General features: G+C 71.9%; 11 protein-coding genes and 2 pseudogenes. 6 read left to right on the forward strand and 7 right to left on the reverse strand.

From position 1 onward, the window contains the following. Window positions 1-540 (reverse strand): FadR/GntR family transcriptional regulator (locus ACWNCF_RS04715; RefSeq protein WP_449406208.1); only part of this gene is annotated, 540 nt, incomplete at its 3' end. Between the two features lie 253 nt (window positions 541-793). Here ACWNCF_RS04715 and ACWNCF_RS04720 point away from each other — a divergent pair. Both ACWNCF_RS04720 and ACWNCF_RS04725 read left to right on the forward strand, forming a co-directional pair. Continuing rightward, window positions 794-2,108 (forward strand): annotated as a pseudogene (locus tag ACWNCF_RS04720) (DUF3422 family protein). A 3-nt stretch (window positions 2,109-2,111) separates the two neighbouring features. Next, on the forward strand, window positions 2,112-2,993 hold the full coding sequence (locus ACWNCF_RS04725; protein WP_449406209.1) for a CPBP family intramembrane glutamic endopeptidase: 882 nt from the start codon (window positions 2,112-2,114) through the stop codon (window positions 2,991-2,993). An 85-nt stretch (window positions 2,994-3,078) separates the two neighbouring features. Here the strand turns inward: ACWNCF_RS04725 and ACWNCF_RS04730 are convergent, their stop codons facing one another. Then, window positions 3,079-3,432, reverse strand: coding sequence for a hypothetical protein (locus ACWNCF_RS04730; protein WP_449406210.1), 354 nt, complete (start codon window positions 3,430-3,432; stop codon window positions 3,079-3,081). A 124-nt stretch (window positions 3,433-3,556) separates the two neighbouring features. On the opposite strand from ACWNCF_RS04730, the gene ACWNCF_RS04735 reads away from it, so the two are divergent. The 4 genes from ACWNCF_RS04735 to ACWNCF_RS04750 all read left to right on the forward strand — a co-directional run bounded on the left by ACWNCF_RS04735 (window position 3,557) and on the right by ACWNCF_RS04750 (window position 6,467). Continuing rightward, entirely contained in the window at window positions 3,557-3,811 is a 255-nt protein-coding gene (locus tag ACWNCF_RS04735; protein ID WP_449406211.1) for a hypothetical protein, read from the forward strand. Next, the gene (locus ACWNCF_RS04740; RefSeq protein WP_449406212.1) at window positions 3,747-5,447 is read left to right on the forward strand and encodes a DUF6600 domain-containing protein; all 1,701 of its coding nucleotides are present in this window, start codon (window positions 3,747-3,749) and stop codon (window positions 5,445-5,447) included. Before ACWNCF_RS04735 ends, ACWNCF_RS04740 begins: the two co-directional genes overlap by 65 nt. Next, a complete protein-coding gene (locus ACWNCF_RS04745) occupies window positions 5,447-6,187 on the forward strand; it encodes a sulfite exporter TauE/SafE family protein (RefSeq protein ID WP_449406218.1) in 741 nt (246 codons plus the stop codon). The genes ACWNCF_RS04740 and ACWNCF_RS04745 overlap by 1 nt, the downstream gene beginning before the upstream one ends. Window positions 6,188-6,287: 100 nt before the next feature. Beyond that, window positions 6,288-6,467: a hypothetical protein gene (locus ACWNCF_RS04750; protein WP_449406213.1), complete on the forward strand. Its 180-nt coding sequence runs from the start codon at window positions 6,288-6,290 to the stop codon at window positions 6,465-6,467. An 81-nt stretch (window positions 6,468-6,548) separates the two neighbouring features. Here the strand turns inward: ACWNCF_RS04750 and pcaCD are convergent, their stop codons facing one another. The 5 genes and pseudogenes from pcaCD to ACWNCF_RS04775 form a co-directional block, all read right to left on the reverse strand. After that, the gene (gene pcaCD, locus ACWNCF_RS04755) at window positions 6,549-7,811 is read right to left on the reverse strand and encodes a bifunctional 4-carboxymuconolactone decarboxylase/3-oxoadipate enol-lactonase PcaCD (protein ID WP_449406214.1); all 1,263 of its coding nucleotides are present in this window, start codon (window positions 7,809-7,811) and stop codon (window positions 6,549-6,551) included. Continuing rightward, window positions 7,808-9,189: pseudogene (gene pcaB, locus ACWNCF_RS04760) on the reverse strand (3-carboxy-cis,cis-muconate cycloisomerase). The gene pcaCD and the pseudogene pcaB overlap by 4 nt, the downstream one beginning before the upstream one ends. A 62-nt stretch (window positions 9,190-9,251) precedes the next feature. Beyond that, window positions 9,252-9,416 carry a hypothetical protein gene (locus ACWNCF_RS04765; RefSeq protein ID WP_449406215.1) on the reverse strand — a complete coding sequence of 55 codons (165 nt, stop codon included), beginning with the start codon at window positions 9,414-9,416 and terminating at the stop codon, window positions 9,252-9,254. Between the two features lie 42 nt (window positions 9,417-9,458). Beyond that, a complete protein-coding gene (locus ACWNCF_RS04770; protein ID WP_449406216.1) occupies window positions 9,459-9,782 on the reverse strand; it encodes a hypothetical protein in 324 nt (107 codons plus the stop codon). A gap of 15 nt (window positions 9,783-9,797) precedes the next feature. Then, complete coding sequence (locus tag ACWNCF_RS04775) at window positions 9,798-10,235, reverse strand: dioxygenase family protein (protein ID WP_449406217.1); 438 nt, start codon at window positions 10,233-10,235, stop codon at window positions 9,798-9,800. Window positions 10,236-10,294 lie beyond the last annotated feature (59 nt).

Consider the following 10,294-nt stretch of genomic DNA (forward strand, 5'->3'; position numbering starts at 1 on the left):
GTGCGACAGGCTGCCGCGCTGGCCCCAGAGGCAATCGATCACGCCGACGAGGGCGCTGTTGCCGGCCGCGCGCGCGATCGCGAGGTGGAAATCGCGGTCGGCCGATCTGTTCTCGCCCAGGTTGTCCTGGTTCTGTTCCATCTGTTCGACGGCGACGAGGATCGCGTCCACGGCGGCCGGCGTGGCGTTCTTCGCGGCCAGCGCCGCGACTTCGACTTCGATCACGCGGCGCGCGGCCAGCACTTCGAACGGACCGGGGCCGGCGGCCGGCCGCGCGGACTTCGGCGCCGCCTGTTCGCTGACGTAGACGCCGGAGCCGCCGCGCACTTCGACGACGCCGCCCAGCTCCAGGGCGATCAGCGCTTCGCGCAGCGACGTGCGCGACACGCCCAGCTTCGTGGCGAGGTCGCGTTCCGCCGGCAGGCGTTCGCCCGGCTTGATGTTCTCTTCCCGGATCAGCGCTTCGATCCGGCTCGACACCACGCGATACAGTCGCGGTTCGGTCGCAATCGCATCGGGTGGCGCGGGCATTTTTCTCATTGTGTGCAGTCCAGGAAAATGTGGAGGCGATTGCCAAGGTCGCATCTTAGTTTGGTCCGGATAATGTTGCAAGTGGTCAGACCAAAGTGGTCATGTGGGCTGATCGCGCGGGCCATTTCGCAACAGTTGGACGCGGCGCGACGGTCGGCCCCTGGCCCCCGCTGTCACGCCCGTGTGCATACGCATGTACAATGGAAATATTGCCATGCCGATCACGCGCATGGCACCACCCCGACAGCCGATGAATCGAACCATGACGACCGCCTACCCGAGCCTGAGCCATGCCCAGCGCATTCCGCTCGCCGCCGAAATCCATTCGCGTCCCTTCCTCCGGCTGGAAGCGCCCGAAGCCATCACCCACCTGGCCGTGTACCGCGCCAGCGAATCGGGCTCGCGCAGCGCGCACGGCCCGAACCAGCACGCGCTGCTGGCCGCGCTGTGCGGTCATTTCGGGGTGGCCGCGCCGAACGTGACGGCCAATCACTTCTACCACGACTTCGGCCGCTTCCGCCTCAAGTGGGAGTGCCACACCGAGTTCGCCACCTACACGTTCACGGAAAAGGCCGCGCCCGGGCCGTCGCTGGCCGACGCCTTCGCGCGCATGCCGCTCGCGCACCTGCCGCAGGCGTGGATCCTGGGCCTGCACGGCCACCTGATCGTCCGCCGCCCACGTGCTGCTCGAACGCGGGGCCGCCGATCCGGCCGTGCTGCAGGAGAGCTTCGCCGGCAGCCACCTGGTCGGCTCGCGCGTCATGCAGGGCGGCGAGGTGTGGACCGACTTCGTGATCCAGTCCGACGGCTTTTCGCGCTTCGTGCTGCGCGATGTCGAGATGCGCGCGCAGCAGGCCGGCCGCCTGGCGCAGCGCGTGCTGGAGATCGACACCTATCGCATGATGGCGCTGCTCGGACCTCCGGCCGCGCGCGCCGTGTCCGCCGCGCTCGACGACATCGAGGCCGAACTGGCGCTGCTTGCCGAGCGCATGGTCGCCGGTGAAGCGGTGGCCGGCGACCAGGCCCTGCTCGAACAGATCACGCGGCTGGCCGCCCGCCTCGAGAAGCTCTCGCTCGACAACGGCTACCGCTTCTCGGCGTCGAAAGCGTATTACCGCCTCGTGAAGGCGCGCATCGAGGAATTGCGCGAGGCCCGCATCGAAGGCGTGCCGACCGTCGAGGAATTCATGGACCGCCGCCTCACGCCCGCCATGAACACCTGCGAGGCGACGGCGGCGCGCCAGGAAGCGCTGGCGCGCCGCATCGCCAACGTCAACGACCTGCTGCGCACGCGCGTCTCGATCGTCCAGGAAAACCAGAACCGCCAGATCCTGCAGTCGATGGACCGCCGCGCCGCCCAGCAGCTGCGCCTGCAGCAGGCCGTCGAAGGCCTGTCGGTGGCGGCGATCTCGTACTACGTCGTGGGCCTGCTCGGGTATGCGGGCAAGGGGCTGAAAAGCATAGGCGTCCCGGTCAATCCGGACATGCTCACGGGCGTGCTGGTGCCCGTCGTGGCGGGCATCGTATGGCTCGCGCTGCGCCGCATGCACAAGCAGATGCACAAGCGCGCGCACTGATCCATGCTGCTCGACCTGCATCTGGTGCCGACCTTCGGCGCGCTGGCGCTGGCCGTCGTGCTGCTGTGGGTGCCGGCGCCGTCCGTGCGCGGCAACCGCGAGTGGGCCTGGTGCGCCGGCCTGCTGCTCGCGTGCGCGGCCGGACTCGCGTCCGGGGTGCTGGACTGGCGCGGCCTGCTCGCCATCGCCGCGTATCTCGCGCTGGCGTTCGGCGCGCGCGCCGGCGAGCGCGCGTGGCTGCGCATCCTGCTCCTCGTGTTGACGGGCGTGTGCGCCTTGCTGCTGGCGCTGCACCGCCTGCCCGGTTTCCACAATCCCATGCTGGCCGACCGCGTGCAGGTGTCGGCCGGCGCGATCCCGTTCATGCTGTACGCGAACTTCGACAAGGCCGTCGCCGGCATCGTGCTGGTGGGCGTGTTCTGCACGCCGATCCGTACGCGCGACGCCTGGCTGCCAATGCTGCGCCGTACGCTGCCCGTGCTGCTGGCGACGCTCGTCGTCGTCCTCGGCGCCGGCATGGCGCTCGGCGTCGTGCGGCCGGACGTCAAGTGGACGGCATTGACGCCCTGGTTCCTCGCCAATAACCTCTTGATCACGTGCGTGACGGAGGAAGCGTTCTTCCGCGGCTTCCTGCTCGGCGGACTGGCACGCGGCATGGCCCGCTGGCGCTACGGCACGGCCGTCGCGGTCGTCGTGTCGACCGTGCTGTTCGGCCTCGCGCACGCGCCCGGCGGGGCGCTGCTCGTGGTGTTCGCCACCCTGGCGGGCCTCGGCAATGCGGCCGCCTACCTGCGGTCCGGGCGCATCGAGGGCGCGATCCTCACGCACTTCGCGCTGAACGCCGTGCACTTCGTCGCGTTCACCTATCCGGCCCTCGCGCGCTGACCCACTTGAAACTTCTGTAATACGGCGCGACACCGTACCGTGCGCGCGCGGCGCCGGGGTCTATGATCGGCCATTATTGACTGGTTCACCATCGATCATGACCGCACGTACATTCACCTGGCCGGTCGGATTCGGCCTCGCGCTGGCCGCCGCCGCCGCGCCCGCGCTGGCGCAGGACCCGCCCGCGCGCGTGGGCCGCATCGCGTATCTTGCCGGCCCCGTCAGCTTTTCGCCCGCCGGCGCGGCCGACTGGGCCCAGGCGCCGCTCAACCGTCCGCTCGTCCCCGGCGACCGGCTGTGGACGGACGCCGGCGCGCGCGACGAAGCCCAGTTCGTATCTTCCGTCGCGCGGATGGACGCCGGCACGCTGTTGACCGTGCTCGGGGCCGACGAACGCACGACCCAGCTGCAGGTGTCTCAGGGCCGCATCGACCTGCACGTGCGCCGCCTCGCGGACGGCGAAACGGTGGAGGTGGACACGCCCAATCTCGCCTTCGTGGCGCGCCAGCCTGGGCGACTACCGCCTTGCCGTCGCGCCGGACGGCGGCACGACCGATGTCACGGTGCTGCGCGGCGCCGGCGACGTGTATGGGGACGGCACGTCGCTCGCCCTCGCGCCGGGACAGGGCTACCGCTTCGGCGGCCAGGACCTGAACAACTACGCGCTGCTGCAGCCAGTGCCGCCGGACGATTTCGACCGCTGGGCGCAGGGACGCCGATGCGCGCTACGAGCACGCCGTCGCGCGCCGCTATGTGCCGCAGGGCGTCGTCGGCGCGGAGGATCTCGACGACTACGGCAGCTGGCGCAGCGTGCCTGACTACGGCACCGTGTGGGTGCCCGACCGTGCGCCGCGCGACTGGGCCCCGTACCACGACGGCCACTGGGCGTGGGTCGATCCGTGGGGCTGGACCTGGATCGACGACCAGCCGTACGGGTATGCGGTGTCGCACTACGGCCGCTGGATCCGCACGCCGGACACCTGGGCATGGGTGCCCGCACCGGCGCAGGCGAGGCCGGTCTATGCGCCCGCGCTGGTGGCGTTCGTCGGCGCGGTGCTGACGCTGGGCGGGCGGTCCGGCCCGGGCGTCGGCTGGTTCCCGCTGGCGCCGCACGAGGCGTACCGGCCGCCTTACCACGCGAGCCCGACCTACATCACGAACGTCAACGTGAGCAATACGGTGATCCGCCAGACGCAGATCGTCAACAACGTCACCCATATCCGCGACGTGAACCGCAACGTGCCCGGCGCGATGGTGGCGATGCCCGCGCAGCAGTTCGCGCAGGCGGCATCGACGCGCCGCGCGGGCCTGCTGCTGCCGCCCGGCGTGGCGCGTGCGGCGCCCGTGCTTGCGGCGCCCCAGGCGCGGCCGCTGCCGCAAGCCCGCGTCGGCACGGCGCCGGCCGGACGGCTGCCGCCGGCGCCCGTCATGCAGCGCGTCGCCGTGACGCGTGCGCTGCCGTCCGCCGCGTTTGCGCCGGCGGGTGCGCACGCCGCGCACGGCGCACATGGCATGCCCGCGCCGGGCCGGCCGGGGTGCGATTGGCCGCCCACGGGCCGGTGCCGCCGCTGCGCGTGCTGCGCCCCGCGCTCGGGCAGTCGCATGTGCCGCAACCCGCACACGGCGCCGAAGCCGCCGGCCGCCAGGCTGGTCCAGGGCGCCGGCCATCCCTTGCCGGCGGCGGGACAGCCGCCGGGCGCGCGCGCGCCGCGGCCGGATCGCCCGGTTGCGGCGCTGGCGGGCGTGCGCCCGGACGTGGTGCCGGGGCATCCCGGCGCGCCGCTTGCGCCGCATGCCGGCGCGCGTCCGCAGGCACCGGACTTTGCGCACGGGCCGGTGAATGGCCCGCTGCATGCGCCGCCGGCCCCCGAGTTTGCGCGTGGCCCGGCGAACGGTGCGCAGCATGCGCCGCCGGAGGCGCACGGCCAGGCGGCGCAGCCGCTCGCCCAGGCTCCGCGTCCGCAGCCGTCGGTTGCGCATCCGCAGGCTTCGGCGCCGCATCCGTATTCACCCGCGCCGCATCCGCAGCAAGCACCGCACGCCGGACCGCAACCGCATCCGTCAGCGCCGGCTCCGCATCCGCCGGCTTCGCATCCGCAGCCTGCGCCACATGCCGCATCGCAGCCGCCGGCGCCGCATCCGCAGCCTCCGGCGCCACAGCCGCACTCCGCCCGCACCGCATCCGCCCGCACCGCATCCGCAGCCAGCACCGCATCCGCAACCGGCCCCGCACGCGCCGCCGCAGCCGCACGCGGCGCCGGCGCCGGCACACGGCGGCGACCACGGGCACAAGCACGAGGAGCAGGGCGGTCACTGAGCGCGCGGGCCGGCGCGCGCGGGCGGTGTAAGATGGGCTTCCCCGACTTCATCGCCGGCCCGTGCGCCGGCCGCACCATGCCGACACCACACCGTCCAGCCACCGCCGCCGATCGTCAATACGGAGCCGCATCATGATGCTGCTGCTCCTCTTCCTGGCAGGGCTGTGGGCCGGCGTGCAGAACGCACTGGCCGGCGGCGGGTCGTTCGTGACGCTGCCGGCGCTGATCCTGTCCGGCATGACGCCGCTGGCCGCGAACATCACGTCCACCGTCGCGCTGTTCCCCGCGCAGATCACGTCGGGGTTCGCCGGACGCCGGCTGGTCAGCGGTGCGGGCGGCCTGCCGTTCTGGGCGCTGTTCGTGCTGAGCATCGCCGGCGGCGCGGCGGGCGGGCTGTTGTTATTGCATACGTCGCCGGCCGTCTTCGCACGGCTGGTGCCCTGGCTCGTGCTGTTCGCGACGGCCGTGTTCACATGGGGGAGCTTCTTCCGCAAGCCCGGCGCCGCCGGCGCCTTGCACCTGGGCCCTGTCGCGACGGGCGTCGCGCAATTCCTGATCGCCGTCTACGGCGGCTATTTCGGCGGCGGCATCGGCATCCTGATGCTGGCCGCGCTGACGATGGCGGGCCTCGCCGCGCGCAATGCGGGCGCCACCAAGAACGTGCTGGCCGGCGTGATGAACGCGTCGGCCGTCGTGCTGTTCCTGGCGTCGCCGCAGCTGCACTGGCTGCAGTGCGGCGTACTGGCCGCGGGGGCCGTCATCGGCGGGCTGGCGGGCGCGTGGGCGCTGCATCGCGTGAACGAGCGGGCGCTGCGCGTGGCGATCGTGTGCATCGGCGTCGCGCTCACCGCCGGTCTGTTCCTGAAGCCGATCTGACGCACGCGCACGCCGCGCGCTGGACACCGCCACCGGCTTGGTCTACAGTGGAATCATGCGGTATCGCCATGAATGATGCCGCCGCGAAGGCAGGTGCCCCATGCTGGATTTTTTATACGGCCTCGAACCGGATCTCTCGCTGCACGCCGTCGTGCTCGCGGCTGGCTGCGCGACGTTTTTCCTTGTCCTGTTGTGGCGGCGTTGCCCCAACTGCACCTGGCAGGAGTGGTCCAGCGAGCTGCTCGGCCGCGACAACAAGGACGACGCGGCAGAGGAGTGACGCAGCGGCCCCGATGCGCCGTCGCCGACCGCGCCATGCCGCCGCCGTTGCGGCGGCCGGCCCGCGTTTTGCCGTCTTACCTCACAGCGCGTCGACGAACGCCGTCACCGCCTGCGCAAACGCGCCAGGCTGCTCGACCGCGCCGAGGTGCGACGCCTCGTCCAGCACCTGCAGCCGCGCATCCGGGATGCCGTCCGCCAGCGTGCGCGCCATGTCGATCGGTGTGCCCTGGTCGAGTTCTCCGGCCAGCACGAGCGTCGGCACGGTGATCAGCGCCAGGCGCGCCGTCGTGTCGACGCCGCCCACCGCCGCGCAGCAACCCGCGTAGCCCTCCGCGCCGGTCGTGACGAGGCGCCGGCGGAAGCGCGCCACCGTCGCCGGGTGCGCGGCCCGGAACCCCGCGTGGAAGTAGCGGCCCATGACGGCATCGGCGATCGCTTCGATGCCTTGCCCGTGCACGGTCGCGATGCGCTCGCGCCAGACCTGGCGCGCGGCGTCCGGGTAGCCCGACGTCGTGTGCGCCAGCACGAGGGCGCCGACCAGCGCCGGATGGCGCAACGCCAGTTCCTGGCCCACCATGCCGCCCATCGACAGGCCGATCCAGACGACCGGGCCCGTGTCCAGTTCGCGCAGCAGGCGCGCGGCGTCGTCCGCGAGGTCGCCCAGCGTGTACGGACCGGGCGGCGCATCGGAGCTGCCGTGGCCGCGCTGGTCGTAGGCGATCACGCGGCAATCCAGCGCAAGCCGGTTGGCGAGATCGTCCCACATCGTCAGGTCGCAGCCGAGCGCGTGGCTCAGCACGATCGTGTGGCGCGGGCGCTTGCCGTTGCGCGGCGCACGCACGCTGTAGTGCAGCGCGGGCGTGCTGCGGGTGCGGCCGGCGCGGCCGACGCCGGGGTGGGACGCGTCCAGCGGCGACGCCGGCGCCAGGTCGTAGCCGATCTGCGGGCCGATCTCGCGCAGGATCGCCGTCGCGTGCGCGAACGCCGTGTTGGCGGCCGGTACGCCGGCATAGATGGCGGACTGCATCAGCACTTCCTTCAATTCGTCCGGGGTGAGCCGGCTGTCGGCGTCGCCCAGCAAGGCGGCGCGCACGTGCAGCTCGTATTCTTCCCAGCGCCCGAGGGCGACGGTGATGGCGAGGACGATCGTGCGGCGCGTCTTGCGCGACAGGCCGGGACGGTCCCAGATGTCGTGCCAGGCGTAGCGCGTGATCAGGTTCTGGAAGTCGGCGGTGAAGGTGCTGGCGCCCGCCAGCGAGCGCTCGACCCAGGCGTCGCCGAGGACGGCGCGGCGCTGTTCGAGGCCGCGGATCAGGTCGTGGTCAAGTGGATCGTAGCTCATGATTGGTCGGTGTCGAGCGCGGCCAGGTCGGCGCGCAGTTCGGCCAGGCGCCGGCTGGCCAGGCGGTGGGCGGGCGCCGTCGCGGCGACCGGGTCGAAGAGCGCATCGAGCTGGCGGATGTCGAGCCGCGCGAGCGCGGGGTCGGCGCCGACGGCGGCGCGCGCCACGTCGCGCAGGTGGCGCCGTTGCGCGACGGCCGCCTGCGTCATCGCTTCGACGGCGGCGTGGGCGGCGGGCGGCCGATGGCGCCCGCGATCCAGATCGACAGCGCCTCGGCCGCCACCAGCCCGTGCAGCGCGTCGATGTTGGCGCGCATGCGCGCGGTGTCCACGGCCAGGCCTTTGATGCCGTCGTTCAGCGCCCGCAGCGCGCCGTGGGCGGACAGGAACAAGGTGGGCCATTCGGCCAGCTCGGCCTGCCAGTTGCCCAGGCCGCGCTCGTGCTGCTGGCCCATCGCGGCAAGCAGCGCGGCCGCATGCTGCGGGGTGCGCGTGGCGGCGGCCAGCGCGATCATCGACGAGACCGGATTACGTTTGTGCGGCATCGCGGAGGAGCCGCCGCGGCCGCCGCCGGACGGTTCCGCCAGTTCGCCCACTTCGCCTTGCGCCATCAGCGCGAGGTCGGCCGCGATCTTGCCCAGGCTCCCCGCCAGCAGCGCGACTTCCAGGCCCAGGCGCACCCATTCGTCGCGCTGCGTGTGCCACGCGGCGCACGGCGTGCGCAGGCCCAGCGCCTGCGCCATGCGGCGCGCGACGGCCGGGCCCGAATCGCCCATCACCGCGAGCGTGCCGACGGCACCGCCCAGCTGCAGTTGCAGCGCGCCGGCACCGGCGCCGCGCAGGCGCGCGCGGGCGCGCACGAGCGGCGCGAGCCAGCCGGCGACCTTGAAGCCGAAGCCCGTCACCTGCGCCGGCTGCAGCAGCGTGCGCGCCAGCACGGGCGTGGCCAGGTGGGCTTCGCCGAGTGCCAGCAGGTGCGCGCACAACGCGGCCAGGTCGGCGTCGAGCAGGCCGAGCGCCGTGCGCGTGGCCAGCACCATCGCGCTGTCCTGGACGTCCTGGCTCGTGCTGCCCCAGTGGACGAGCGCGGCGGCCTCCCGGTCCGTCTGCGCGACGATGCGCGTCAGTTCCTTCACGAGCGGAACCGCCACGGTGCCGGAACTGCGGCCGGCCGCGACGAGGGCGGCCACGTCGAAGCGGTCGGCCCGGCACGCGGCGCCGATGGCCTGCGCGGCCGCGCGCGGCAGCAGGCCTTCCTCCGCCTGCGCGGCGGCCAGCGCGGCTTCGAAGTCGAGCATCGCCTGGACCAGTGCCGCGTCGTCGAAGGCGGCGATCATGTCCGGGGTGCTCAACAGGGTGTCGAAAAGTGAAACGGCCATCGGTCTCCTCATGTCGGCCAGATAAGGAAGCGCGTCGGGACGGCTTCAGGATTGCGGCTTCGTCATACGTAGTCGAAGAACACGGTCTCTTTGTCGGTCTGCATCCAGATGTCCCATCGATACGTGCCGTCGCCCTCCTTGCGCGCGACGAGCGTATCGCGCCGTGCCGGCGGTACCTGTGCCAGGATAGCCGATCCGGCCAGCGCGGCATCGTCCTCGAGGAACACGGCCTGTGAACTGGTGCCTGGTCAGGCCGCGGGCAAAAATGGTCACGTAGGCGACCGGTTCGCCGGCGGGACGCGCGGGCACCGACAGGCGCAGGCTGAATTCGCCCGACTTGCCGGTCGGCGTACGGCGGAAGCCCGGGATTGCCTGGGCGCCTCGGCGGCCGCCGCTTCCGGCAGCCACGCTTCGATCTGGGCGTCGTCGATCGGGTTGCCGTCGCCGTCGTACACGGTGCCGCGCACGGTGAGCGTCGGGGCGCTCGTTTCCAGTTGCGTGTCGGCGCAGAAGTCCACCGCCCATTGCCAGCCCTCGTGCGAGAACGGGCCGATGGTCTGCGAGGTCGTGATCTTGTGGTCGTCGTGGTTCATGGTCGTGGTCTCCGGTTACAGGCCGAACGGCGTGGCGCCGCGGCCGCGCAGGACGATGTCGAATTCATAGCCCAGCATCTCTTCGCCCACCGTGTGTTCCAGCGAGAAGCGCGAGACCAGGCGCCGGCGTGCCGCTTCGTCCGGCACGCTGTTGAAGATCGGGTCGTACGGGAACAGCGGATCGTTCGGGAAGTACATCTGGGTGACGAGGCGCTGCGCGTACACGTTCCCGAACAGCGAGAAGTGGATGTGCGCCGGGCGCCAGGCCTTGTCGTGGTTCTTCCACGGGATAGGGGCCCGGCTCTGACGGCGACGAAGCGGTAGCTGGCCGGCGTCGTCCGTCATCATCTTGCCGAAGCCGAAGAAGTTCGGGTCGAGCGGGGCGTCGTGGTTGTCGCGCTGGTGCCAGTAGCGGCCGGCCGAATTGGCCTGCCGGACGAGGCGCTGGATCATCCAACTAACTCCTCCGTTTTAACCTTAGCAATACGTAACTGAACGAAGACACAGGACAT

The sequence above is a fragment of the Massilia phosphatilytica genome, from assembly GCF_977014125.1.